Origin of the sequence: Phaeobacter sp. JH20_02, assembly GCF_048056915.1 — a bacterium.
GTDB lineage: Bacteria > Pseudomonadota > Alphaproteobacteria > Rhodobacterales > Rhodobacteraceae > Phaeobacter > Phaeobacter bryozoorum.
The window spans coordinates 129,933-154,777 of sequence record NZ_JAYMVP010000009.1; the positions used below are offsets into that span (position 1 = coordinate 129,933).

Consider the following 24,845-nt stretch of genomic DNA (forward strand, 5'->3'; position numbering starts at 1 on the left):
ACGGGCCATAGGCCCGCCTACGACCGCCGGTATCAACCTGCCGGTGTCGAAGACACGCCAACCTGCGCCGGGCGCAGAAGACGGTCGTGCAGCATGAACCCCTCGGCAGATACCTGAATGATATCGCCGGCTTTGGTTCCTGGAACCGGAGCTTCGAACATGGCTTCATGCACCTGCGGGTCAAATCTATCGCCCACTTCCGGCGCGATCACCTGCATACCATGTTTTTCAAACACGCCGAGCAGCGCCCGCATGGTGAGTTCGACGCCTTCGATCAGCGCTGCAGAAACTTCACGCTGCTCATCGGTCGCCGCTTCAATCGCGCGTTTCATGTTGTCGTATACCGGCAGCATGTCACGTGCCAGTTTGGACCCACCGTATTGCTCAGCTTCGCGACGCGCCTTGTCGCCGCGCTTGCGGGCGTTTTCCGCATCCGCCAGCGCGCGCATGAAACGGTCTTTCAGTTCATCCCGTTCGGCACGCAGGCTGTCCAATTCCAGTGCAGCATCATCATATTCTTCAGTCTGCGCAGAGAGCTCTTCCGCTTCGGCTTCTGTGATGTCGTCCAAAAAATCGTCGTTCTTGGGCTCTGCCATATTTCACCTCTAAGTCCGGTCGGAAAGAAGCTTCCCGACCAGTTGCGCCGTATAGTCCACAATCGGCACGATCCGGCCGTAATTCAGGCGGGTCGGGCCAATGACACCCACCGCACCAATGATCTTTCGATCCGCGTTCATATAGGGAGACACCACCAAAGAGGAACCCGAAAGTGAAAAAAGTTTGTTCTCCGAACCGATAAAAATGCGCACACCTTCGCCATCCTCGGTCAGCTGGAGAAACTCCTCGATATCGCGCTTCCGTTCGAGGTCATCAAACAGGTTTCGGATCCGGTCCAGCTCCTCAGCCGCCCCCCCTTCCGACAGCAGATTCGCCCGGCCGCGCACAATCAGTCGCGCCGTATCGCTGCCCTCATCTTCCCAAGCCGCCAGACCGCTTTCGATCATTTCACGGGCCAGAACGTCGATCTGCTGCTGACGGGCCTTGATCTCTTCCTGTATCGCACCGCGCACATCGCCCAATGTGCGCCCTTCGATCAAAGCGTTCAGAAAATTTGCCGCCTCCCGCATCGAACTTGGCGTTTGCCCCGGCGGTGGCGTGAACAGACGATTTTCCACGTGGCCGTCTGAGAACACCAGCACGACCAGAGCGCGATCATGGGCCAGGGTGACGAATTCGATGTGCCGGATCTCTGCCTCGTGCTTGGGCGTCAGCACTAGAGATGCTCCCCGTGTCACGCCTGACAGCGCGGAGCCGACACGATCCAACATACCTGCAAGACCTGCGGACCCGGTCCCGGAATTCGTACCCATGGTTTCATCAATTTTTTGACGATCCTGATTATTGAGATCACCGACCTCCAACAGACCATCAACAAACATCCGCAAACCGACCTGTGTTGGCACCCGCCCGGCACTGGTGTGCGGACTGTTCAGCAACCCCAGATGCTCCAGATCCTGCATTACGTTACGCACCGTGGCGGCGCTTACCTTCTCGTTCAGGGAGCGCGTCAGGGTACGGCTGCCAACCGGATCTCCCGTCTCAAGATAGGATTCCACAACAGCGCGGAACACGTCCCGCGACCGGTCGTTCATATCCTTCAGAATGTCACTACTGCTGTTCATCGCACTCTATGTGTGGTCGCTGCCGTTTCTGCGCAAGGCTTCGCCCGCCCCTACCCTTGTCATTAAAGAGCGCAGCATCAAAAGGTCAATCATGCTTGCATCGCCAACCCTGCGGGCGCTATCCCGATTGGTAAGCAAACAAAGGATGACCCATGCGACCCTCTGGACGAGACTTGAACCAAATGCGCGCCGTTTCCATCGAAACAGGCTTCACCAAACACGCCGAAGGGTCCTGCCTGATCAAGATGGGCGACACCCATGTGCTGTGTACCGCAACCATCGAGGACCGCGTTCCGCCCTTTATCAAAGGCACCGGGTTGGGCTGGGTAACCGCCGAATATGGGATGCTGCCCCGCGCCACGAACACCCGTATGCGCCGTGAAGCCGCAATGGGCAAACAGGGTGGCCGCACTGTCGAAATCCAGCGCCTCATCGGTCGTGCCCTGCGCGCAGGTGTTGACCGCGTCGCGCTTGGCGAACGGCAGATCAGCATCGACTGCGATGTCCTCCAGGCCGACGGCGGCACGCGCTGTGCGTCGATCACCGGTGGTTGGGTGGCATTGCGGCTTGCAGTGAACAAACTGATGAAGACAGGTGAGGTCAAGATAGACCCGCTTGTTGATCCCGTCGCGGCCGTTTCCTGCGGTATCTATGCAGGCCAGCCTGTCCTGGATCTCGACTACCCGGAGGATTCCGAAGCCGGTGTGGATGGCAATTTCATCATTACTGGATCGGGCCAGTTGATCGAAGTCCAGATGTCCGCCGAAGGATCCATGTTCAGCCGTGAGCAATTGAACACCCTGATGGATTTGGCGACCAAAGGCACCGCTGAACTGGCCGAGATGCAAAAGGCAGCCTGCGCATGACACGCAAGTTTGCCGGCGACCGCCTGCTTGTCGCCACACACAACAAAGGCAAGCTGGAGGAGATGAAGCATCTCCTCCAGCCGTTTGGCGTCACGGTAATTGGTGCCGGCGAAATGGACCTGCCCGAGCCGGCCGAGACAGAAGATACCTTTGTCGGAAATGCGCGGATCAAGGCCCATGCCGCCGCAAAGGCGACCGGCCTACCCGCCCTGTCCGATGACTCGGGTATCACCATTGATGCGCTCGACGGCGCCCCCGGAGTGTATACTGCCGACTGGGCAGAAACCGGTGACGGACGCGATTTCATGATGGCAATGACGCGTGCCCATAACGAACTGGAAGCGAAACAAGCCCCCCACCCGCGGCTCGCCCAATTCCGCTGCACTTTGGTTCTGGCCTGGCCAGATGGTCATGATGAGGTCTTTGAAGGTGTGATGCCTGGACAACTCGTCTGGCCCATACGGGGCAAGGACGGCTTTGGCTACGATCCAATGTTCCAACCTGATGGTCATGATCAGACCTGCGCCGAAATGGATCGCTGGGCCAAGAACAAGATCAGCCACCGCGGCCAGGCCGTTGCCAAATTCGTCGAGGCTTGTTTCGGTGGATGATTGGCGCAACGGGGGTTTTGGGCTTTATATCCACTGGCCGTTCTGCCAGGCCAAATGCCCCTACTGCGATTTCAACAGCCATGTCACGGCGCAGATTGATCAAACCAGATGGGCCGCCGCCTATCGTGCAGAGATGCTGCGCGCTGCTCCAGAGCTTTCTGGTCGTGTCTTGAACACTATCTTCTTCGGAGGCGGTACGCCGTCGCTGATGCATCCGGATACTGTCGCCTCCATCATCGAAACGGCGCGTGAAATATGGCCTTTTTCCAATGACATAGAGATATCGCTTGAAGCAAATCCGACCTCGGTCGAAGCCGGTCGCTTTGCTGGTTACCGAGATGCCGGCGTCAATCGGATTTCTATGGGTATTCAGGCACTTAACGACGATGACCTACGCCGCTTGGGGCGTTTGCACAACGTCGCCGAGGCGCAGAAGGCGTTTGATGTGGCTCGAAACTGCTTTGACCGAGTCAGTTTCGATCTGATCTATGCCCGACAGGGCCAAACACTCACCGACTGGCGACAGGAGCTTGATCAGGCCTTGTCGATGGCCATTGATCATCTTTCTCTCTACCAGCTGACAATTGAGGAAGGTACCGCCTTTGGGGATCGCTATGCCAAGGGCAAGCTGCGGGATCTTCCCAGTGATGACAACGCAGCAGACATGTATCTAGCGACACAAGAAATCTGCGACAATCATGGCTTGCCCGCTTATGAAATCTCCAATCATGCACGCCCCGGTGCGGAGTCCCGACACAATCTGATCTATTGGCGGTATGGTGATTACCTTGGTATCGGTCCGGGCGCCCATGGACGCCTCACCATTGGAGGTCAGCGATATGCTACTGAAACCTATCTTCAACCCGGTGCCTGGCTCAATGCCGCCGAACGCACAACCGGTGAGACCAGCCGCACGCAATTGACATCAGAAGAGAGTAGCGCCGAATACATGATGATGGGCATGCGGCTTGTCGAGGGGCTAGATAGTGATCGTTTTCAGGAAATCTCCGGCCGATCACTTCCTGCTGACCGTATCTCCGACTTGGCAGATATCGGTATGATCGAGATTTCGGGCAACCGTCTGCGGGCAACCGATTCCGGTCGTGCAGTCTTGAATGCGGTCCTCCGCGAACTATTGGTGGAGTGATCGAATGAGGGTTCTATACGCCACGCTCGGAATGCTCTGTGTTGGCCTGGCGCTACTGGGTGTTGCCCTCCCACTTCTGCCGACAGTCCCCTTCCTTCTTCTTGCAAGCTTCTTCTTTGCCAACTCCTCCGAACGCCTGCATGACTGGATCATCAGTCACCGCTTATTCGGCCCCATGATTCAGAACTGGCACGAAAGAGGAGCGATTCGCCCGGCCGCAAAAAAAGCGGCAACCCTATCGGTTGCCGCCGTTTTCAGCCTATCCATTCTACTGTCTGCCTCTTCACATGTCCTGATCATCCAGGCCATTGTCCTAAGCGCAGTGATGGTCTTTATTTGGACGCGCCCTAACGGCTGAGACGTCCGCAAAGATCATCCAACTCATCCAGAGACGCGTAGCTGATAGATACAACCCCGCTCTCGCCACCAGCACGATGGTCAATCGACACCTTCATACGCAAGGCAGCTGATAGATCAGCTTCCAACGCACGGGTATCGGCATCCTTCTCTGCAGACTTCTTCGCCGAGCGAGAGGTCGCAGCCTGAAGACCCGCTGCATCCTTCTTCACCAGAGCCTCAGTTGCGCGAACCGACAGACCACCCTTGACGATTTTCTTGGCGAGCTCTGACGCGTTGTCTGAGGTGATCAGAGCACGAGCATGACCGGCCGAAAGGCGGCGCTCCTGAACCAAGGTCTGAACATCATCCGGCAAATGCAACAGCCGGACGAGATTTGCAATGTGACTACGGCTCTTCCCTAATGCCTCGGCCATTTTCTCCTGGGTATGGCCAAATTTATCCATAAGCTGTTTATAGCTCTGCGCCTCTTCCATCGCATTCAGGTCGGACCGCTGAATGTTTTCGATAATGGCGACTTCCATCATCTCGACATCCGAGTAATCCCGAATAATAACTGGGACCTCGTGCAGCTGAGCGCCTTGCGCGGCACGCCAACGACGTTCGCCGGCAACAATCTCGTATTGACCGCCTGGGCGCGGGCGCACGATCAGCGGCTGCAGTACGCCCTTTTCCCTGATTGACGCCGTCAGATCGTCCAAATCCTCCTGTAGGAACTGGCGACGCGGCTGATCCGGGTTCGCGATTACTTTTTCGATCGGCACCATGACTTCGGTGCTTCTGATTGCCTGTTTTTCTGTGCTAACAGGTTCCGGGTTCACATCCGCCATTAGAGCTGACAAGCCTCTTCCCAATCCTCTGGGTTTGTTTTTCTTTTCTGACATTACTGCGCCTCCAGCTGTGGTCAGGCTGCGAGTTTCTGATGTCTCGCAATCAGTTCTTCTGCAAGGGCGCGATACGCATTCGCCCCAAGCGAGTTTGTGTCGTAGTTCAGCACCGGCAGCGCATAAGACGGCGCCTCACTGACACGTACGTTACGAGGGATCTTCGTTTCGAATACCAACTCCCCCAAATGACCGCGAGCGTCTTGCTCAACCTGCTGAGACAGATTATTCCGGCGATCAAACATGGTAAGGACAATCCCCTCAATACGAAGATTGGGATTGGCGGTTTGACGCACCTCACGGATGGTCAACATCAGCTGAGACACCCCTTCCAGAGCAAAGAACTCACTCTGCAAAGGAACGAGAACCGAATCCGAAGCCACCATAGCATTAACCGTCAATAGGTTCAGCGATGGTGGGCAGTCGATCAGGATATAATCCCAGTCGTATTCATCCATTGCCGGCTGACGAAGTGCATCGTGCAGAAGGAAGCTGCGCTTTTCATTGGTGAAAAGCTCGATATCAGCCGAACTCAGGTCGACGGTAGCAGGAATAATGCAAAGATCTTCGATCTCAGTCTCTCGAATGACATCGCTCAATGCGACATCATCAACGAGAAGATCATATGTCGTATGGGTTCGGTCAGCTGCTTCGATACCTAAACCTGTAGACGCGTTTCCTTGCGGATCAAGATCGACCACCAAAACCCTGTAGCCGGTTTCTACCAAGGCCGCCGCCAAATTGATTGCTGTCGTGGTTTTGCCAACTCCGCCCTTTTGGTTGGCGACTGCAATAATACGAGGCCCAGCCGGCCGGGACAAATCAGACACGCGTCACTCCCCTGATTTCTAGTATAACCGCCTCGGGTTCAGTCCAACTACTAGTAGATTTCAGGTCGAATTGCCATTGGCTCCTCGCGTTATCCACTTCTTTTTTCCATTGCACTCCTTTGGAAAGCAAAGCAATTCCACCGGGATGAAGATGATGTTCGGCAAAACCAAGAAGAGTCGTCAGATCAGCCAGAGCGCGGGCAGACATGACATCGGCGCCGATTGATGGAACCTTTTCAATTCTCTCAGAAACCACTTTTGCCGTCGCGCCGCATTCCCTAATAGCCGTGCGCAGAAAGGCGCATTTCCTTTGATCGCTTTCAATCAGCGTGATCGAACAATCAGGCGCCCGCTCCGCTGCAATGATCGCCACAACCACCCCAGGAAAGCCGCCGCCGCTGCCGATATCGACCCAAGTCTTCGGAAACTCAGTCAGCTCACAAATCTGGATAGAGTCGACGATATGCCGGTCCCAAACACTGTCCAGAGTGGATTTTGCTACGAGATTGATCTTGGGAGACCACTTTTTTACTAAACTTTCATAATGCTTAAGGCGATCATATGTTTCACGTGAAACATATGACTTTCCAATTTGCATTTCAATCATCTCAGGCGGTCCTACCCTGGGTCACAGTACTGCCACGCCGGAGCCTGGCAAGGATCAAAGCAAGCGCAGCTGGTGTCATGCCATCCACCCGACCAGCCTGCGCGAGGGTTTCAGGCCTTGATCGCTCCAACTTTCCGCGCAACTCGTTCGAAAGCCCTTCGAAATCATAGGTAAAATCAGCGGGAATAAGATATCCTTCGTCGCGCTTCATCGCCTCGATCTCGCGCTTCTGACGGAGGATATAATTCGCATAGAGTGCGTCCCGCTCGATCTGTCGGCGAATAGGCTCCTCGCACTGCTCCAACTCGGGAAGCAAGCGCAGGATATCTTCAAAAACGACATTCGGGAACGCCAGCACATCCATGGCAGTTCGCCGCTTCCCGTCCTGGTTCACAATTACGCCGGCCTCGTTGATCTCCTTTGGCGTGAATTGACGGCTATCCATCACGTCCCGCGCAGCCTCAAGCTTCTCCATTTTTTTGGAGAAGGCAGCGTGGCGGCGTTCTCCCACGCAACCCAACTCGATGCCAATACCTGTCAGCCGTTGATCAGCATTATCGGCGCGAAGTGAAAGGCGAAACTCAGCTCGCGATGTGAACATGCGATAAGGCTCAGTTACGCCATTGGTTGTCAGATCATCGATCATCACGCCAATATAGCTTTCAGAGCGACTGAATGTGACCGGATTGTTTCCTTTGGCATAGCGCGCCGCGTTCAGACCAGCCACTAGCCCTTGAGCTGCAGCTTCCTCATAACCCGTCGTGCCATTGATCTGGCCGGCTAGATACAAGCCTTGATGCGATTTCAGCGCCAGATCCAACCCAAGCGCGCGAGGATCGACATAGTCATACTCAATTGCATATCCTGGCTGCAGTATTTCGGTTTCTTCCAATCCGACTATCGAGCGCACGTAGCGCTCTTGGACATCCACCGGCAGGCTCGTTGAGATGCCGTTTGGATAAACGGTATGATCATCTGCACCTTCCGGCTCAAGAAAGATCTGATGGCTTGTCTTATCGGCAAAGCGCACAATTTTATCTTCGATGGATGGGCAATACCTGGGCCCTACCCCTTCAATATGCCCACCATACATCGCAGATCTGGCAAGATTATCTCGGATGATATCATGTGTGTTTTCATTGGTGTGCGTGATCCCACACACCACTTGAGGCGCTGAAATTGACTTACTCAGGAAGCTGAACAGAGTGGGATCTTCATCTCCAGGTTGGCCTTCAAGTCTATCCCAAGCGATTGTCCGACCATCCAGTCGCGGCGGAGTGCCGGTTTTCAATCTTCCCAAGCGAAGATCGAAACTGTCCAGCCGCTCTGCAAGCCGCACTGAGGGCTTATCGCCCATACGGCCACCGGGCCTGGAGACGTCCCCGATATGAATGACGCCTCTTAAAAACGTACCTGAAGTCAGGATCACGGCCTGGCTGAAGATTTCACTATCATCGGCGAGACGCACACCCTGAATGCGGTCACCGGTCATAAGAAAGTCGATGACTTCACCGATGACGATATCCAGATTGGACTGATCCTGAGTTTCGGCGAGCATTTGCAGGCGGTAGATTTTACGATCGGATTGCGCTCTCGGCCCCTGAACCGCAGGGCCTTTACGTCTATTCAGCAGTCGAAACTGGATACCGGCCTTATCTGCAACACGCCCCATGACGCCATCAAGGGCGTCTATCTCTCGGACAAGATGCCCCTTCCCCAATCCGCCAATGGCGGGATTACAGGACATCACACCGATGCCCTCCTTCGTCAGGGTCACGAGTGCGGTCCTCACACCCATGCGGGCTGCTGCATGTGCAGCCTCCGTGCCGGCATGACCACCGCCAACAACAATCACATCATAATCTGGATGTTTCACGTGAAACACTCCTCATTTCCCCAAGCAGAAACTTGAGAATATTTCGTCCAGTAGGTTCTCAACACCGACCCGTCCCACAAGCATCTCCAAAGCACGGATAGCAGACCGGATATCCTCCGCTGCGACATCATAGTATTCAGGTCCATCGGCTAAGATCATCTGTGCCGAGTTTAGACGATCAGATGCGGTTCGCATCGCTTCCTTGTGACGCGCACGCGTTGCAATACCAGCTTTTCCGGCCCTGTTCTGTAGGATATCGGTGATAGCCACTATCAAAGCCTCGACGCCCTGCCCGGTTTTTCCAGATATCGCCAGCACATCCTGATGTTCTTCGGCCAGGTCGGCTTTTGGAACCACCACAATATCGTCAGGCTCGATGTCGATATCAATAGCAGCAGGATCGTCGGTCAGAAATACGCGAAGGTCTGCTTCTTGAGCGCGCTTCTTTGCAAGTTTGATACCGATCCCTTCAACATGGTCGTCAGTCTCCCGCAAGCCGGCGGTGTCGAGTAGCGTCACAGGGAGACCCGCCAGATCCATCCGGACCTCGATCACATCACGCGTCGTACCCGCGTATTCAGAAGTAATAGCCGCCTCACGGCCGGCGAGCGCATTGAGCAAAGTCGATTTTCCGACATTCGGCGCGCCGACAATAGCAACTTCGAATCCATTCCGAATACGTTCAGCAATTTGAACACCTGAAATCTGCGGCTGCAAATCAGCAGCTACGCCGGCGAGCAGCCCCGCAACCTCGGCGGTTACATCGACAGGGACATCTTCATCAGCGAAATCAATAGTCACTTCAATAAGTGAGGCTGCGCGAATGAGATCCTTGCGCCACCGCTCGGCCAGGTCTGCCAAGCCGCCGGCGAGAACGGCTTGCGCCTGGACACGCTGAGCATCCGTCTCAGCCTCGATAAGATCCGCCAGCGCTTCAACTTGAGAAAGGTCAAGCTTACCATTTTCGAGCGCACGCCGAGTGAATTCGCCCGGATCCGCAAGGCGCACATCATCGAACCTACCCAGAAGCTCAAGCATCGCGGTTACAACAGCTGTACTTCCATGAACCTGGAATTCAACCGTATCCTCACCGGTAAAGCTGTTGGGGCCGGCAAATGTCAGGATCAATGCCTCATCAATCCGAGCGCCAGCCTGATCGGAAATCACCCGCAGACTACGCCCAGGACACGGCAAAGCACCGCCACTGATAACAGAAGCGGTGTTGATCGCCTGAGGACCTGACAATCGAATAACCGAAACGCCGGCCTTCCCCTGAGCGGAGGCCAGCGCAAAGATCGTGTCCATCGGAACCTTCCTTTCGTGCCGGCCCGGGTATTAGGTGTTCATTGAGTCGAAGAATTCAGAATTTGTCTTTGTTTGCTTCAACTTAGACAACAGAAACTCGATTGCGTCAGTGGTCCCCATCGGGTTGAGGATACGGCGAAGGACAAATGTCTTGGCCAGGTCACCCTTATCAACGAGGAGGTCTTCTTTCCGAGTACCCGACTTGAGAATATCAATTGCCGGGAAGACGCGTTTGTCCGCAATCTTACGATCAAGGACGATTTCCGAGTTACCGGTACCTTTGAATTCTTCAAAGATCACCTCGTCCATACGGCTGCCGGTGTCAATCAATGCGGTGGCGATGATGGTAAGCGAACCGCCTTCTTCGATATTCCGCGCCGCACCAAAGAATCGTTTCGGGCGCTGCAGGGCGTTTGCATCGACACCACCGGTCAGAACCTTACCAGACGATGGTACCACAGTGTTAAAGGCCCTACCAAGTCTTGTGATGGAGTCCAGAAGAATAACTACATCTCGTTTATGCTCAACAAGACGCTTCGCTTTCTCAATCACCATCTCAGATACGGCAACATGCCGGGTCGCTGGTTCGTCGAAGGTTGAGGAGACAACCTCACCTTTCACCGACCGCTGCATATCCGTGACTTCTTCCGGGCGTTCGTCGATCAGCAGAACGATCAGGTAACACTCAGGATGATTTTTCGCGATGGAATGCGCGATGTTCTGCAGGATCACCGTTTTACCGGTCCGCGGCGGTGCCACGATAAGAGAACGCTGACCTTTACCGATCGGCGAAACCAGATCGATCACACGGGCAGACCGGTCCTTGATGGTTGGGTCTTCGATCTCCATCTTCAGCCGTTCATCAGGATAGAGCGGCGTCAGGTTGTCAAAGGCGATCTTGTGGCGCGCTTTTTCGGGATCTTCAAAGTTGATCTTGGTAACATTTGTCAGCGCAAAATAGCGCTCGTTTTCCAGTGGCGACTTAATCTGACCCTCAACGGTATCGCCCGTCCGCAACGCATACTGACGGATCATGTCAGGCGAGACATAAATGTCATCAGGACCCGGCAGGTAATTCGCTTCAGGAGAGCGCAGGAAACCGAAGCCGTCTTGCAGTACCTCAAGCACGCCATCGCCGGCGATTTCCCAGCCTTCATCTGCGCGTTCACGCAGGATCTGGAACATCATCTCGCCCTTGCGCATCGTGGAGGCGTTTTCGATCTCAAGCTCTTCAGCCATGGACAGAAGATCCTTGGGGCTTTTTGCCTTCAGATCGGAAAGGTTCAGGGATTGAACGGTCATATATATACGGCCTTTATTCTCCCCCTGTTAACTGGGGAGCGGTGTCATAGGTATAAGGAAGACACGAGTGCCCGGACGGGCCCGTTAGGGCGCATACATAAGGGGTGTTCCCGTTTGAGTCAAACCCCCGCTCAGAACTTGAAAATGACTGATATGACGATGACCACCATCAGCAGCGTCGGGACCTCATTCATCATTCTATAGCTGCGACCGGTTCGGGTGTTCTGCCCGTTTGCGAAGTCCCGGTGACGGAACAACAGCCAGTGATGGAACCAGGTCATCCCCAGAACGCTCAGGCCCTTGCTCCAGGGCCAGATAACGCTCCAGTCCACCAACCCCGGCGTAAACACCATTACGAGGCCTGCTGCCCAGCTGACGTACATGGCGGGCCGCATGATGATACGAAGCAGCTTCTCCTCCATCATGACAAAGATCGGAAGGCTCTCTGGCACCTTCTCTGCCTGTTCCGCGTGATAGACAAAAAGACGCGGTAGATAGAAGAGACCAGCCATCCAGCTGATCACGGCCATGATGTGCAGCGATTTGGCGTAGGGGTAAATTTCAAACAGTAGATCGCTCAGATCCATGGTCGGCCTCTCGGTTCCCTCTCTCCCCTTAAAATATAAGTATTTTAAAAGGATGATGTTTTAGTAGTGCACCTGAAATACGGTGGATAACTGACTCATCCACTGGCTTATCCCTGCTCTGGATAACTTACCAGCTTTACCCCCAGCGACATGATGACTCTTGCCGGCAGGCCATAAAAACAACAGGAATACTGTGCCGGTAAGCTAAGTTTGATTTGGGGATAAGCTTGGGGTGAAACCGGAGCAACTGAGATATCCACGATTTGGAAGTTATCCCTATCCTCTCAGGGCGAATCTGCCGGCAAGCAAATGGGGATTTTGAGGTTCTCCACGGCTTGCGAAATGGCCGAAATTTCATACAAACCGTCCAAGGCCCATCACACTCTTGCCCACGGGGTTTTCCACATGTCTACCCACATCGTTCTGGCCTCTGGGTCACAAATTCGCGCCCAGCTCCTGCGACAGGCCGGCGTTCCTTTCGAGGTTGCCGCCGCCCGCATCGATGAGGAGGCCATCAAATCCGCGCTCCTGGCCGAGGAGGCCAAGCCGCGGGACATCGCCGATACGCTGGCAGAAGCGAAGGCGCGCAAAGTCAGTGCCAAGTATCCCGGGGCCCTTGTATTGGGCTGTGATCAGGTGCTCGAGTTTGATGGAAAATTGTTATCAAAACCAAAAGATTCGGATGAAGCTTTTGCGCAGCTGAAAATAATGCGGGGTCAGCGACATATGTTATTGTCCGCTGCGGTCATCTACCGCGATGGTCAACCGATGTGGCGGCATGTTGGGCAGGTGCGATTGCGGATGCGGTCCAGCTCGGATGCCTATCTTCGCGGTTATGTGGCGCGTAACTGGGACAGTATCCGCCATGCTGTTGGCGGATATAAACTTGAGGAAGAAGGGGTGCGGTTGTTCAGCACGATCGAAGGGGACTACTTCAATGTTCTTGGGTTACCCCTCCTCGAGCTGCTCAACTATTTGGCCCTGCAGGGAGTGATAGAACAATGAGCGACGCACGCATCCCTCTGGCTGGTGTGATTGGCAATCCAGTGGCGCATTCGCGGTCGCCACTGGTCCATGGCCATTGGCTTAGAACGCATGGCATTGCCGGTCACTATGTTCCGCTGCATGTTGAAGCCGATCAGCTGGAAACTGTTGTGCGCAGCCTGCCGATGATGGGATTTGTTGGGGCAAACGTCACAATTCCTCATAAAGAGAAAATCATGGATATCGCCGATCAGGTGACGGATCGTGCGACATTGATCGGCGCGGCCAATACGTTGATCTTCCGACCCGATGGGTCAATCCTGGCAGATAATACAGACGGATACGGCTTCATTACCAATCTGCATCAATCCGCTCCTGACTGGGATCCAGCATCAGGTCCGGCGGTCGTCTTTGGCGCTGGCGGCGCCAGCCGTGCCGTGATTGCCTCCCTGTTGGAAGCTGGCGTCCCCGAGATCCTGCTCAGCAATCGAACGCGGGAGCGGGCAGACCAGTTTCGCAGTGAGTTCGGATCGCGGATCCAGGTGGTGGATTGGGTGCAGGTTGGCAACGTCGTCGAACAGGCCGCGCTGCTCGTGAATACGACCTCACTGGGAATGATTGGAAAGCCGCGCCTGCGGGTGCCGCTGGATGGTCTGCGCCCCGGCACGGTTGTGACCGATCTGGTCTATACTCCGCTGAAGACGGAAATGCTGAAATGGGCTGAGGATATCGGCTGTACCACGGTAGATGGTTTGGGGATGCTGTTGCATCAGGCTGTACCAGGGTTCGAACGGTGGTTTGGCAAACGACCGGAGGTCGATGAAGCCACACGTGAGGCCGCGTTGGCATGAGCTTTGCACTGGGGCTAACCGGATCCATCGGAATGGGAAAGAGCGCAACCGCGCAGATTTTTGCCGATGAAGGATGTGCGGTCTGGGATGCCGACGCAGCCGTTCATCGCCTATACGATGCAGATGGAGTTGCGGTTGCGCCGATTGGCGCGCTGTTCCCGACGGCCATCGCCGGCGGGCGGGTCGACCGGGCACGTCTGCGTGAGATCATCGCCGGCGATGCAAGCGCCCTGCCCCGCATCGAAGCAATCGTGCATCCGCTTGTCGCCGCTGACCGCGAGGCTTTCAGAGCATCGTCGTCGCATGATGTTCTGGTCTTCGATATTCCCCTGCTGTTTGAAACCGGGGGTGACGCAGGTATGGATGCGGTGGCCTGCGTGTGGATCGACGCTCAGACGCAGCGCAGCCGGGTCATGGAGCGCGGCACAATGTCGGTTGAGCAATTTGAACAGATCCTTCAGAAACAAATGCCGATAGAGGAAAAGAAAGCGCGGTCGGATTTTCTGATCCAGACCGATACGCCCGACCATGCGCGCGATCAGGTGCGCGCCATCCTTGCCCAGATCAGAAAGCAGGTTGCAGATGCGTGAAATCGTCCTTGATACCGAGACAACAGGATTTGATCCGTTTTCTGGCGACCGCATCGTCGAGATCGGTGCGGTTGAGTTGCTCAATCACATGCCAACGGGCGAAACCTTTCATGTCTATATCAACCCCGAACGTTCCATGCCGCAGGACGCGTTCAAGGTGCACGGCATCGGGCCGGATCTTCTTGAACCGCCACAACAACCCGGACCCGGTGCGGTGACATTGCGCGACAAACCGGTATTTTCGAAAGTCGGGCAGAAATTTCTGGATTTCGTGCGGGATTCCAAAATGGTCATCCACAACGCCGCATTCGACATGAAATTCCTGAATGCCGAGCTGGACTGGATGGGCCTGCCAAAACTGCCGATGGATCAGGCAATTGACACGCTTGCCATAGCGCGCAAGCGCTTTCCCGGGTCGCCGGCGACACTGGATGCGCTCTGCCGTCGGTTCAATATCGACAACAGCAATCGTACGTTGCATGGCGCGCTGCTCGACTCCGAGATTCTGGCAGATGTCTATCTTGAACTGATTGGTGGTCGGCAGCCCGATTTCGGCCTTTCAGCATCAAGCGATAAGGCGCGTAGCGGGACTGTGATAACAGAGGACTGGCGCCCTACGGCAAGGCCGACACCCCTGCCCGCACGACTTACCGCAGAAGAACAGGAGGCGCATGACGCGTTTGTTGCGAAGATGGGTGACGGAGCACTGTGGAACAGCTCCGGCAGCTGACCCCCCGCGCCCGCGCGACTGCCAGCCAAAAAACGCCGCGGTTTCCCAGCGGCGTTTTTTGTCAGCGGGCCAAGGGCGCCGCTGTATAATGCTTACTGCGGTTTGTCGGCGGCAGCTGCGTCGGCCTGACGACGTGCCAACTCGTTGCGATAGATCGCGACGAAGTCGATATTGTCGAGGTTCAGCGGCGGGAAACCACCGTCTCGGGTCACGTCAGAGACGATGCGGCGCAGAAACGGGAACAACATGCGGGGGCATTCGATCAGCAGGAACGGATGCAGCTGGTCTTCCGGCACGCCGACAATGTTGAAGATGCCGACATATTCCAGTTCCAGAACGAACAGGACAGCATTGCCCTCCTTGTCCTTGGATTCGATGTTCAGCTTGGTCATGACTTCATACTGATTTTCGGCCTGACGCTTCTTTGCATCAAGCGCAACCTGTACGCTCACATCGGGCTTAGCGTCGGCGCCGACGCCTTTTTGCGCCATGACGTTTTCAAACGACATATCGCGGATGAATTGACCCAGGATATTCATCTGGACTTGCGGCTGCTGCACGCCTTCTGTTGCGCCGTTTTCGGCCATGAAGCTACTCCTAAACTATGTTTCGCCTGTGCTTAGCAGCTTGGCGCACGTATCTCAACGGGGTGTCACGCGAGCCGCTTACCTCTTGTCATCGACCCAACCGGATGGGCCATTGCGCGGTCTATCCCGAGTGACGTCCTCGTAGTCGCCGTCAATGATATCGCCGGGCCTACCGGAGGAGTGACCGCCGGGGTAATTGCGCCCCTGCATGCTCCCAGGACCCATTTGGAACCGTGCAACCGTCACTTTTGAACGCAGGTACCGGTAGACGGCCATACGGATCTGCGGGACAAGCAATGCAAAGCCGACTGCATCAGTGAAAAATCCAGGTGTCAGCAACAGCGCGCCGGCAACGAGGATCATCGCACCATGCGCGAGAGGTTCCGTGGGGTCATTCAACCGTTCAAAAGACGTGCGCAATTGGCCCAATGCCAGCCTACCCTGCGTTCGCACCAGCCAGGTTCCCAAAACCGCAGTCAGGACCACAATGGCCAGCGTGGGCCACAGGCCAATCGCGCCACCGACCTGAATAAAAAGTGCGATTTCGATGATCGGAACCATCAGGAAGGCCAGAAAAAGATACATGCGGGGTTTCCTCAGAACTTGCGCGGGACGGTGGACTTGCGCCGACCCGTCACCTACATAAGGTTGGAACGCTTTAGTTTCAAACGAAGCATGAACATCTACCGTAGAGGTTGTTATGGAGTCGCCCGTGATTCAGCTGTTGGTTTTGGCCGGTATTGCCGTGTTTTTGATCCTGCGCCTGAAGAGCGTTCTTGGCACCCGTGAAGGGTTCGAAAAGCCGGCCCTGCCTCAATCAGATCGCCAGAGCCGCCGTCCTGAGCTCGAGGTAATCGAAGGTGGGCCGGACCATGACATCATTGACTATGTCCCTGAGGATAGTTCGCAGGCCAAAGACCTTGCCGCAATGAAGAAAGCCGAACCCTCCTTTGAGGTACGGGATTTTGTGCAGGGCGCTCGCGGTGCCTACGAGATGATCCTGATGGCGTTTGAACGAGGGGATCTGGACGAAATCGAACCGTTCCTCGCGCCCGATGTCTTTGAGAGCTTTGTCACCGCTGTTTCGCACCGCGAAGATCAGGGGCTGACCATCGAGGCGGAATTTGTCGGCGTGCGTGAAACGACCTTGACCGATACCAGCTTTGATCCGGCTACAGGCAATGCAGAAATCACCATGAGGTTTGTCGCGGAACTGACCTCCGTCGTGCGGGACCGTGGCGGTGATATCGTCGAGGGCGATCCCAAGGCCCTGAAACGCCAGAAGGACACCTGGGTCTTTGGCCGCACCATGGGCAGTGCGGATCCGAACTGGCATCTGGTCGCCACGGACGCATGATGCACGGGCTCCGGCGGGCACTCTGTGCGCTGGCCCTTGGGGCTGGCGCATATTTGTTCCCGCAGGGCGGGCAGGCAGAAACGACCTATACAATGTTGTCCTTTGCTCAGCTAGAAGGCTGGGCGGAGGACGATCATGAGGAGGCGCTCGGCGCCTTCCTGCAGACCTGCCGCGATCTGGACGATCCGGATTGGCGCGCGCTTTGTGCGCTTGCGCGTGAACAGGATCCGCAATCTGCGCGTGGGTTCTTCCAGCTGCTTTTTCGCCCTGTCCTGATCGAGGATGGCACGCCGGCGTTGTTTACCGGTTACTTCGAACCTGAGCTGTCAGGCGCGCGCAGGCCCAGCTCCCGGTATCGGTATCCGGTCTACCGGCAGCCGCCGGAGGCGCGCAACTCCAGCCAATGGCTGACACGGCGCGAACTTCTGACAAGCGGCATCATGGAAGGGCGCGGGCTGGAGATCGCCTGGGTCGATGATCCGGTCGAGCTGTTTTTTCTTCAAATCCAAGGATCCGGCCGAATTCGCCTGTCGGATGGCTCCTCGATCCGGGTTGGCTATGGCGGCGCCAATGGTCATGAATATCGATCCATTGGCACCGAATTGGTTCGCCGTGGGATTTATAATATCCATCAGGTCAGCGCTGCGGTGATCAAACGCTGGGTGCGGCGCAATCCGCTCGCCGGCGAGGATTTGCTGATGCACAACCCCTCCTATGTGTTCTTCCGTGAGGTGAGCCGTATTCCAGCCTCTGCCGGCCCGCTGGGCGCGATGAACCGGTCGGTGACCACATTGCGCAGCCTGGCTGTTGATCCGAAATATACGCCACTGGGGGCACCGGTCTGGCTGGAAAAGGATGGTGCTAAACCTATGCGGCGCTTGATGATTGCGCAGGACACCGGCTCCGCCATAAAGGGCGCGCAGCGGGCCGATGTGTTCTTTGGCAGCGGGGATGAGGCGGGGATCGAAGCTGGCAAGCTACGCGATCCCGGTCGCATGGTGGTGCTGCTTCCGATCCAGCGAGCCTATGCGCTATTGCCGGGGGATTTCTGATGAGCCGCCGCAAACTGACCTCCGAAGAAATAGACCTCTGGCACCGGGTGGCGCGTCAGGCCGAGCGGCTGCACCCTAAAACACGTACTGCGCCAGCCACCGCTCCCCTGCCCAAGCCCAGGCCGAGCAAATCGCCTCTGCCACCGCAGGAGAGGTTCACGCCAGAGCTGTTTGAACTGGGTTCCAAAGCCATATCCCAGCCGACCAGACATGATCTTAAGCCCAGTGTGACAAGGGGGCTGATTTCTGCGCCGATGCAGATGGATGGCAAAGCCTACCGCAAGATGAAACGTGGCAAGCTGAAACCGGAGGGGAAGCTGGACTTGCATGGAATGCGGGTCGATGCAGCCCACCCTGCGCTGGTTCGGTTTGTCCTGTCAGCCCATTCTGCGGGCAAGCGGCTGGTTCTGGTGATCACCGGAAAAGGCAAAGATCGAGATGAACCCGGACCGATGCCTGTTCCGCGTGGCGTCCTGCGTCATCAGGTACCGCAGTGGCTGTCACTGCCGCCACTGTCGCAGGTCGTACTTCAGGTGACCCCGGCCCATGTCAGCCATGGTGGTGGCGGTGCCTATTACATCTATCTTCGGCGACATCGCTGATTGGTGGACTGCCTCAGCGATCTTCACCGCGATACACATTGGCCTGATAGTTTTCCGAAAGCGTGATTTCGACCGCGTTGTCTTCCTTTTCGACAACCAAACGACCGGGGAACAGCCGCTGAATCGACACGGCGTCACGGTCAAAGGCTGCTGCGGTCTGGCGGGCTGAATTCAAGATCGACAGCACTGCCGGCGAGGTCGCGGCTACGAAATGCCCGGATTCCGCCGTATCGGCATAGGCGGTGGTGTCGACCACTTCGATCGGCAACTCAGAGACATCGTCCAGTGATTTCAGATTGCCAAGCCGACCGCGGTTATGTGTTCCGCGCAGTCGCTGCGACAGGTTCAATACGTTATCCTTGCGCGAAACCATGACGACGAAGGGCTGTGGAACCGGGTCAATGCGGCGCATCTGACTGCGGAAAACCTCAACGTCGAGATCCGGGGACATCAGGATCACCGCGCCGAGGTTCTTGCTGCTCCAGCCTGGTGTTTTGATTTCCATCTGGCGCATGGTTTCCATCACCAGCTGCGATCCCATGGAATGGGCGACCAGAACGACGCGGTTTGACGCGCCAGGCTTCAGATTGCGCAGGAGCTGCTCCAACCCATCACGTGCAAACAACACGCTATCGCCATCATAGGCGTAGCCCAGCGGGTTTCCTTGGCTGGGCCAGGAATAGATGATCGTGGCGCCGGGGATATTGATATCGTTGCTCAGCTGAGCAGCCCGGAACGCCGTTTCAGCCTGGGTGGAGTTGAACCCATGCACAAATACGGTGATATCACGCTCCCCAACCGGGTAGTTATCCAGTTCCCGCGCGACGCGATTGTTCAGTTCCGCCATATCGGCAACCTCTTCCCGGCCCGCCATGGTGAATTGCGTTTCGGGATCGGGTTCAGCATAGGCAAAATCCAGCTGTCCCGGTGAATGGTTCGGCGGGATTGAGACCGTCAGTTCCAGTAGGCGCAGCGTATCGGATCGCTCCGCGCCATAGGTTCCATTTGGAAGGGGCCGGCGTGTCGTTGCGCCAAAAATGGTCTTGGCTTTGCCGATTTCCAAGGCTTCCGGCACAGTTGGGGTAAAGGATCTGTCGGTGCAGCCTGCTGCCACGATCAGAACCATGCTGATGCTGAACAGGACTCGTGAAAAATTCATGCGCGGGGCCATCTATTAACAATAGCGGCAGGCTACTGGCGGCCTGCCGCTATGTCCACAGATCGGGCAGATGCCCTGACGACCGTTAGAGCACATAGCGGCTGACATCAGCCGATTTGGTCAATTCACCAAGGTTCTTGCGGACAAAAGCAGCATCTACAATGACCGTTTCACCCGACCGATCCGGCGCGCTGAAAGACAGCTCCTCAAAGACACGTTCGATCACGGTATAGAGTCGCCGCGCCCCGATGTTCTCGACCGTCTGATTCACCTCGGCCGCGATCTTGGCGAGTGATGCGATGCCATCGTCGGTGAAGCGCACGTTGACATCCTCTGTCCCCAGAAGCGCCGTATATTGCAGAGTGAGCGCATTGTCGGTTTCGGTCAGAATGCGGACGAAGTCTTTCTCGCTCAGGGCACGCAGGTTCACGCGGATTGGCAGTCGCCCCTGCAATTCTGGCAGCAGGTCGGAGGGTTTCGCGATGTGAAACGCACCGGAGGCAATGAACAGGATATGGTCGGTCTTCACCGGGCCGTGTTTGGTCGAAACGGTCGTTCCCTCGATCAGCGGCAGCAGGTCACGTTGCACACCTTCTCGGCTGACATCGCCGCCCCTCGCATCCTGACGTGCGCAGACCTTGTCGATCTCATCCAGGAAGACGATCCCGTTCTGTTCAACGGACTCCAGCGCCGCCTTGGTGAGGGTTTCGTCGTCAAGCAGCTTGTCCGCTTCCTCACCAATCAGGATGTCGTAGCTGTCTGCGACGGTCATTTTCTTGCGGGTCGTCCGACCACCCATGGCTTTGCCGAACAGATCGCCAAGGTTCATCATCCCCATGTTGCCACCGGGCTGACCGGGGATTTCGAACATGGAACCCATCGGGTTCGAGCTGTCGGCGACATCCAATTCGATGACAGTATCATCCAGCTCGCCGGCTTTAAGCTTTTTACGGAACATCTCGCGGGTGGCGTCGCGGGCATCCTCGCCGGCGATGGCCTGGATGACTCGCTCCTCCGCCGCTTGGCGGGCCTTGGCCTTGACGTCCTCACGCATGTGTTCGCGGGTCTGAACAATGGCGATATCCACCAGATCACGGATGATCTGCTCTACGTCGCGGCCGACGTAACCGACCTCGGTGAACTTTGTCGCCTCGACCTTGATAAACGGCGCGCGGGCCAGTTTGGCCAGACGACGGGAAATCTCCGTTTTGCCGACGCCGGTGGGCCCGATCATCAGGATGTTCTTGGGATAGACTTCATCCCGAAGATCATCGCCCAGCTGCTTGCGACGCCAGCGATTGCGCAGCGCGACGGCTACGGCACGCTTTGCATCGGTCTGGCCGATGATAAAGCGATCAAGTTCGGAAACGATTTCGCGAGGGGTGAGATCAGTCATGAGGGGTCCGTTTCAGTGGGCGGGCGGCAGCCGGTCAAGCGGCAGCACCCGTGAGAGGGGGGAAATCAGCAGGGCCCGGATCCGCGCCCAGAACGCGCCGAGGATCACCAGGAACAGGCCCAGCACGAGAATGGTGGTCGCAGCGCCATCGCCGTCAAACACTGTCGCCGCGAGGGTGACGCTATAGCCGATGGCCGCAATCAGAAATGAGCGCCGGTCAATGATGATCGCGACCACGGCAAATGCAAACAGCACTGCCATCAGCGCCAGATTGGCCTCGGAGGTGCCGCTGTTAAGCAGGCTGAGCGCGATCGTATTAACCAGCGCCGGCGCCGCAACAACATGCAGCCAGAAGCCCTGCGCAGAGCGTCGTGTGACCCGATGCGGGTCGCTCAGGTCAAACATCATCGCGACGGCAAACACAGCGAGACCAACCAGCAATGTCACCCAGGCAAACGGGCCTGACGCAGAAAGCAGGAAGAGATCGCCAATGCCCGTCAGGCTGCCCGACTGATTTGCGGCCAGCATTAGGGCCAGCGCAAAGACACCAAGAGCGATCAGAGCCATGGCAAAAGGGACCCGAAAGCGCAGCCAGTAGACCGCGATGGCAACCGTTGTCAGCCCGAGGGGCAAGGGCAGGCTGCCATAGTCACCTTGCATGACCATGAACACCTGCGAAAATTCAGCCGTAAGTCCGACGCCTGCATTCAGCGTCCAGAGGATCGACAGTGCAATCGCCGGCGCCACCATGCGACGACGACGGATGAAATATTCGCTCAGCAGCCAAAGCACGACCGCGCCGATGATGGAGGACATGGTGGCTTTCTCAACCAGCCCGCCCAACCCTTCGGCCATGGAAATACCGGTAACAGCGGCCCAGCCCGTCGACAGAATGATCAAACCGATCACGATGAAGATCTCATTGAACCCTTTGAACAGCTCAAACGGCTCATCGCCCGGTGCCAGATTTTCACGCGCACCGCGTCTGCTGTGGGCCAGCGCCATAAGCGAGGCGGCCTGCGCCTCGCTCAGAAGGCCGGCACCAACCGCAGCCCGAATGTCGTTTTGATCGATATGGCTCATATCAGTCCTTCTGGCTGATCCGTTCGACTGTCAGACGTCCATTGGTGTAAACGCAGATATCAGCCGCGATGGCCATTGCGTCACGGGCCACGGCTTCGGCGTTGCGGTCACTGTCCATCATGCCGCGGGCAGCGGCCAGCGCGAAATTTCCACCCGATCCGATGGCGGCAACATCATGTTCTGGCTCCAGCACGTCCCCGGCGCCGGTGATCACAAACATATCTGCCCCGTCGGTCACGATCAGCATCGCTTCCAATTTCTGGAGATATTTGTCGGTGCGCCAGTCCTTGGCCAATTCCACGCTGGCACGTGCGAGTTGACCGGGGGTGGCCTCAAGCTTGGCTTCAAGCCGCTCAAGCAAGGTGAAGGCATCGGCAGTGGAGCCGGCAAAACCCGCGACGACATCGAAACCTCCGGGCGACAGGCGGCGGACCTTGCGTGCCGTTCCCTTGATCACGGTCTGCCCAAGGGAAACTTGCCCGTCGCCGGCAATGACGACCTCGCCATCCTTCTTCACGCCGATGATTGTCGTACCGTGCCAGCCCGGGAATTGATCGTCTGCCATCGTGTTCTCCTTGTTTCCAGGCCTATATGGGCACTGGTCTTTTGTACCTCAACCGGGTGCTATCCGCTGCGGGTGCCGGGGATCAAGCGAATAGGCGCCCTGCCCGCGCCCTGGCTATGATCTTCTTGCAACGACCGACCGGACGGTTTTCACAAGTGGTCATCTGATGATCATCGCAGAGCCGACAATTTGCGCCCTGATGCGGGTATTCTGTTCAGGTGAAATGGAACAGGTGTTCGTCACGACTGGAACGCGCTGGGAGAGTTGCCTTTATCTGGGCAAAGCGCCCGAAATTCATGCTATGCAAAAACTGCAAATCGGAGCTGTCGAACCGGCAATTGTGTGACTCGGCAGGCCACCCTACATGAGGCTCACAACCGACATGGTGTCGGCTGGTTCTCATAAGGAATGCGCAAATGGCTACCACCGCAAACATCCATGCGCCGCTCGGAGCAGTCACCGTACTCCGCCTGGTGGACGCAGTCTACAACGCCAAGTCTTCGATCGTGGCTTGGAAAGAAGCACGTGACACCCGCAAGGCTCTGTCCGCGCTGACCGATACGCAGCTGGAAGACATCGGTCTGACCCGCGCGGATATCGCAAAGATCTGAGGACGCTCATCCTCAGTCACAAAGATGATTTGGCCGCTCCTTCCAGGGCGGCTTTTTCTTTTGCGTAGGATCACTAGGCCATCAGGAGCGTAGCCGGTAGCGCCCTGCCTGATCCGGGAGCCAAGCCTCAATAGCGGCGGTTGCAATAACATGTTTGCCGCCATCGGCATCATCAACCACATCCAGCCCTCCGTGTACGGCGCGCACTGTCGCACGCCCGCGGGGCAGATCGCCTGCCACCAGATCGCAATCTACCTTATCCGGTTCCTGAACGCCGATGGTAACCTCGACACGCATTTCGGCATGATCAATGCCCAATTTGGCAAATAGCGTGATTGATGAGTGGTGCAGCGCGTCCTGCACGGCGCGCCGGGCGGCTTTGGTGTAGTCCTGCCCGTAGAGATCGTTGCCGGTTCCCATCTCCAGAATACTGCGTTTCTCAGTCATGCAATCGGCTCCATATCAAATGAAACGATGATAGCGGCGTTGGCGATGACGGTCTGGCCGCCGCCCGGCTTGTCAATATCAAGCCCTCCCTCGCTCACGTGGATGTCTGGTGTACCATAAGGAAAGATCTCACAAAGCGCCGCCCGATCTACGGCCTCAGGGTTCTGCACGCCGATTTCAGCGCGGATTCGCATTGCTTCCTTAGGGAAATCGAATAGCTCCGCAACATTGACGGAGTTATGCCAGAGCGCGTCTCTGATTGCTCGTTTGGCGGCCTCGGTATAGTCATTTCGCCGCAGCGACGTGCCCATGCCAAATTCGACCAGTACCCGTGTTTCAGCCATGATGCGGCTCCTGTCCATTGGGTTGAAACCTAACCATAAAAAAGGCGCCCCGATGGGACGCCTCTGATCTCTTCGGCCTACCGGCGGTCTTAGATCGACTCGTCGATCCAGCTCTGCAAAGCAGCCTTGGGCGCTGCACCTGAGCGGTTGGACACGACCTGACCGTCCTTGAAGATGAACAGCGCAGGAATACCGCGCACGCCCATGGCCGCTGCGGAGTTCGGGTTGCTGTCTACATCGACCTTGGCGATCTTCACCTTGTCGCCATACTCAGCGGCCAGCTCTTCCAGAGCGGGGCCGATTTGTTTGCAGGGACCGCACCATTCGGCCCAGAAATCCACCACAACGGGGACTTCGGAATTTTTCACTTCGGCGTCAAAAGTGGCATCGGTTACGGCGACGGTGGACATGGGCATGTCTCCCTAAGAGTGTG

The 24,845-nt window shown here is 56.6% G+C and carries 31 protein-coding genes; 13 read left to right on the top strand and 18 right to left on the bottom strand.

Going from position 1 to position 24,845, the window contains the following annotated elements; all coding sequences use genetic code 11:
• Window positions 1-32: 32 nt before the first annotated feature.
• Together VWY34_RS02245 and hrcA are read right to left on the bottom strand one after the other, a co-directional pair.
• On the bottom strand, window positions 33-596 hold the full coding sequence (locus VWY34_RS02245; protein WP_340547127.1) for a nucleotide exchange factor GrpE: 564 nt from the start codon (window positions 594-596) through the stop codon (window positions 33-35).
• Window positions 597-605: 9 nt separating this feature from the next.
• Window positions 606-1,682 carry a heat-inducible transcriptional repressor HrcA gene (gene hrcA / locus VWY34_RS02250; RefSeq protein ID WP_340547126.1) on the bottom strand — a complete coding sequence of 359 codons (1,077 nt, stop codon included), beginning with the start codon at window positions 1,680-1,682 and terminating at the stop codon, window positions 606-608.
• A 152-nt stretch (window positions 1,683-1,834) separates the two neighbouring features.
• Between hrcA and rph the strand changes: the two genes are divergently transcribed.
• The 4 genes from rph to VWY34_RS02270 are packed head-to-tail and all read left to right on the top strand — an operon-like array spanning window position 1,835 to window position 4,664.
• Window positions 1,835-2,548, top strand: a complete 714-nt coding sequence (rph, locus tag VWY34_RS02255; protein WP_416544125.1) for a ribonuclease PH — start codon at window positions 1,835-1,837, stop codon at window positions 2,546-2,548.
• Entirely contained in the window at window positions 2,545-3,159 is a 615-nt protein-coding gene (gene rdgB / locus VWY34_RS02260) for an RdgB/HAM1 family non-canonical purine NTP pyrophosphatase (protein WP_102855694.1), read from the top strand. Before rph ends, rdgB begins: the two co-directional genes overlap by 4 nt.
• Window positions 3,152-4,306, top strand: a complete 1,155-nt coding sequence (gene hemW, locus VWY34_RS02265; protein WP_416544126.1) for a radical SAM family heme chaperone HemW — start codon at window positions 3,152-3,154, stop codon at window positions 4,304-4,306. Before rdgB ends, hemW begins: the two co-directional genes overlap by 8 nt.
• Before the next feature lie 4 nt (window positions 4,307-4,310).
• Window positions 4,311-4,664 carry a YbaN family protein gene (locus VWY34_RS02270; RefSeq protein ID WP_416544127.1) on the top strand — a complete coding sequence of 118 codons (354 nt, stop codon included), beginning with the start codon at window positions 4,311-4,313 and terminating at the stop codon, window positions 4,662-4,664.
• On the opposite strand, the gene VWY34_RS02275 is transcribed toward VWY34_RS02270, so the two are convergent.
• From VWY34_RS02275 to VWY34_RS02305, 7 genes are all read right to left on the bottom strand, one after another.
• On the bottom strand, window positions 4,654-5,547 hold the full coding sequence (locus VWY34_RS02275; RefSeq protein WP_416539883.1) for a ParB/RepB/Spo0J family partition protein: 894 nt from the start codon (window positions 5,545-5,547) through the stop codon (window positions 4,654-4,656). The two genes, VWY34_RS02270 and VWY34_RS02275, sit on opposite strands and share 11 nt — an antisense overlap.
• Window positions 5,548-5,567: 20 nt before the next feature.
• Window positions 5,568-6,377 (bottom strand): ParA family protein, encoded by an 810-nt coding sequence (locus VWY34_RS02280; protein ID WP_340547121.1) that lies wholly within the window; start codon window positions 6,375-6,377, stop codon window positions 5,568-5,570.
• Window positions 6,370-6,984: a 16S rRNA (guanine(527)-N(7))-methyltransferase RsmG gene (rsmG, locus tag VWY34_RS02285; RefSeq protein ID WP_416539884.1), complete on the bottom strand. Its 615-nt coding sequence runs from the start codon at window positions 6,982-6,984 to the stop codon at window positions 6,370-6,372. Before rsmG ends, VWY34_RS02280 begins: the two co-directional genes overlap by 8 nt.
• A 1-nt stretch (window position 6,985) precedes the next feature.
• Window positions 6,986-8,860: a tRNA uridine-5-carboxymethylaminomethyl(34) synthesis enzyme MnmG gene (gene mnmG, locus VWY34_RS02290; RefSeq protein WP_416544128.1), complete on the bottom strand. Its 1,875-nt coding sequence runs from the start codon at window positions 8,858-8,860 to the stop codon at window positions 6,986-6,988.
• Window positions 8,861-8,872: 12 nt separating this feature from the next.
• Window positions 8,873-10,165: a tRNA uridine-5-carboxymethylaminomethyl(34) synthesis GTPase MnmE gene (mnmE, locus tag VWY34_RS02295; protein WP_416539886.1), complete on the bottom strand. Its 1,293-nt coding sequence runs from the start codon at window positions 10,163-10,165 to the stop codon at window positions 8,873-8,875.
• 30 nt (window positions 10,166-10,195) lie between these two features.
• Window positions 10,196-11,467 (bottom strand): transcription termination factor Rho, encoded by a 1,272-nt coding sequence (gene rho / locus VWY34_RS02300; protein WP_416534345.1) that lies wholly within the window; start codon window positions 11,465-11,467, stop codon window positions 10,196-10,198.
• A gap of 131 nt (window positions 11,468-11,598) precedes the next feature.
• The gene (locus tag VWY34_RS02305; RefSeq protein WP_416544129.1) at window positions 11,599-12,054 is read right to left on the bottom strand and encodes a CopD family protein; all 456 of its coding nucleotides are present in this window, start codon (window positions 12,052-12,054) and stop codon (window positions 11,599-11,601) included.
• A 405-nt stretch (window positions 12,055-12,459) separates the two neighbouring features.
• Here VWY34_RS02305 and VWY34_RS02310 point away from each other — a divergent pair, with 405 nt between their 5' ends.
• Genes VWY34_RS02310 through dnaQ form a run of 4 tightly spaced genes read left to right on the top strand, consistent with a single transcriptional unit; the run spans window position 12,460 to window position 15,209 of the window.
• Window positions 12,460-13,059 (top strand): Maf family protein, encoded by a 600-nt coding sequence (locus tag VWY34_RS02310; protein WP_340547115.1) that lies wholly within the window; start codon window positions 12,460-12,462, stop codon window positions 13,057-13,059.
• Window positions 13,056-13,889: a shikimate dehydrogenase gene (locus tag VWY34_RS02315; protein WP_416534347.1), complete on the top strand. Its 834-nt coding sequence runs from the start codon at window positions 13,056-13,058 to the stop codon at window positions 13,887-13,889. The genes VWY34_RS02310 and VWY34_RS02315 overlap by 4 nt, the downstream gene beginning before the upstream one ends.
• Window positions 13,886-14,479 (top strand): dephospho-CoA kinase, encoded by a 594-nt coding sequence (gene coaE, locus VWY34_RS02320; protein ID WP_416544130.1) that lies wholly within the window; start codon window positions 13,886-13,888, stop codon window positions 14,477-14,479. The genes VWY34_RS02315 and coaE overlap by 4 nt, the downstream gene beginning before the upstream one ends.
• Complete coding sequence (gene dnaQ, locus VWY34_RS02325; protein ID WP_340547112.1) at window positions 14,472-15,209, top strand: DNA polymerase III subunit epsilon; 738 nt, start codon at window positions 14,472-14,474, stop codon at window positions 15,207-15,209. Before coaE ends, dnaQ begins: the two co-directional genes overlap by 8 nt.
• Window positions 15,210-15,301: 92 nt before the next feature.
• Here dnaQ and secB read toward each other — a convergent pair whose 3' ends face one another.
• Complete coding sequence (gene secB / locus VWY34_RS02330) at window positions 15,302-15,796, bottom strand: protein-export chaperone SecB (protein WP_340547111.1); 495 nt, start codon at window positions 15,794-15,796, stop codon at window positions 15,302-15,304.
• A 78-nt stretch (window positions 15,797-15,874) separates the two neighbouring features.
• Complete coding sequence (locus VWY34_RS02335) at window positions 15,875-16,381, bottom strand: FxsA family protein (protein ID WP_416539888.1); 507 nt, start codon at window positions 16,379-16,381, stop codon at window positions 15,875-15,877.
• 115 nt (window positions 16,382-16,496) lie between these two features.
• Between VWY34_RS02335 and VWY34_RS02340 the strand changes: the two genes are divergently transcribed.
• Genes VWY34_RS02340 through VWY34_RS02350 form a run of 3 tightly spaced genes read left to right on the top strand, consistent with a single transcriptional unit; the run spans window position 16,497 to window position 18,807 of the window.
• Window positions 16,497-17,153 (top strand): Tim44/TimA family putative adaptor protein, encoded by a 657-nt coding sequence (locus tag VWY34_RS02340; RefSeq protein WP_416534350.1) that lies wholly within the window; start codon window positions 16,497-16,499, stop codon window positions 17,151-17,153.
• Window positions 17,150-18,205, top strand: a complete 1,056-nt coding sequence (locus VWY34_RS02345; RefSeq protein ID WP_416534351.1) for a murein transglycosylase A — start codon at window positions 17,150-17,152, stop codon at window positions 18,203-18,205. The genes VWY34_RS02340 and VWY34_RS02345 overlap by 4 nt, the downstream gene beginning before the upstream one ends.
• On the top strand, window positions 18,205-18,807 hold the full coding sequence (locus VWY34_RS02350; protein WP_416534352.1) for a Smr/MutS family protein: 603 nt from the start codon (window positions 18,205-18,207) through the stop codon (window positions 18,805-18,807). The genes VWY34_RS02345 and VWY34_RS02350 overlap by 1 nt, the downstream gene beginning before the upstream one ends.
• A 13-nt stretch (window positions 18,808-18,820) precedes the next feature.
• Here the strand turns inward: VWY34_RS02350 and VWY34_RS02355 are convergent, their stop codons facing one another.
• The 4 genes from VWY34_RS02355 to hslV form a co-directional block, all read right to left on the bottom strand.
• Entirely contained in the window at window positions 18,821-19,966 is a 1,146-nt protein-coding gene (locus VWY34_RS02355; protein ID WP_340547106.1) for an alpha/beta hydrolase, read from the bottom strand.
• A gap of 85 nt (window positions 19,967-20,051) precedes the next feature.
• Entirely contained in the window at window positions 20,052-21,362 is a 1,311-nt protein-coding gene (gene hslU, locus VWY34_RS02360) for an ATP-dependent protease ATPase subunit HslU (protein WP_416544131.1), read from the bottom strand.
• A gap of 12 nt (window positions 21,363-21,374) precedes the next feature.
• Entirely contained in the window at window positions 21,375-22,445 is a 1,071-nt protein-coding gene (locus VWY34_RS02365) for a hypothetical protein (protein ID WP_340547104.1), read from the bottom strand.
• 1 nt (window position 22,446) lies between these two features.
• A complete protein-coding gene (gene hslV, locus VWY34_RS02370) occupies window positions 22,447-23,010 on the bottom strand; it encodes an ATP-dependent protease subunit HslV (RefSeq protein WP_340547103.1) in 564 nt (187 codons plus the stop codon).
• 166 nt (window positions 23,011-23,176) lie between these two features.
• On the opposite strand from hslV, the gene VWY34_RS02375 reads away from it, so the two are divergent.
• Complete coding sequence (locus VWY34_RS02375; RefSeq protein ID WP_416544132.1) at window positions 23,177-23,356, top strand: hypothetical protein; 180 nt, start codon at window positions 23,177-23,179, stop codon at window positions 23,354-23,356.
• A 70-nt stretch (window positions 23,357-23,426) separates the two neighbouring features.
• Entirely contained in the window at window positions 23,427-23,621 is a 195-nt protein-coding gene (locus tag VWY34_RS02380; RefSeq protein WP_340547102.1) for a DUF1127 domain-containing protein, read from the top strand.
• Window positions 23,622-23,702: 81 nt separating this feature from the next.
• On the opposite strand, the gene VWY34_RS02385 is transcribed toward VWY34_RS02380, so the two are convergent.
• The 3 genes from VWY34_RS02385 to trxA all read right to left on the bottom strand — a co-directional run bounded on the left by VWY34_RS02385 (window position 23,703) and on the right by trxA (window position 24,822).
• A complete protein-coding gene (locus VWY34_RS02385) occupies window positions 23,703-24,068 on the bottom strand; it encodes a Lin0512 family protein (protein ID WP_416544133.1) in 366 nt (121 codons plus the stop codon).
• Window positions 24,065-24,412 carry a Lin0512 family protein gene (locus VWY34_RS02390; RefSeq protein WP_340547100.1) on the bottom strand — a complete coding sequence of 116 codons (348 nt, stop codon included), beginning with the start codon at window positions 24,410-24,412 and terminating at the stop codon, window positions 24,065-24,067. Before VWY34_RS02390 ends, VWY34_RS02385 begins: the two co-directional genes overlap by 4 nt.
• Window positions 24,413-24,501: 89 nt before the next feature.
• A complete protein-coding gene (gene trxA / locus VWY34_RS02395; protein ID WP_340547099.1) occupies window positions 24,502-24,822 on the bottom strand; it encodes a thioredoxin in 321 nt (106 codons plus the stop codon).
• Between the last annotated feature and the right edge of the window lie 23 nt (window positions 24,823-24,845).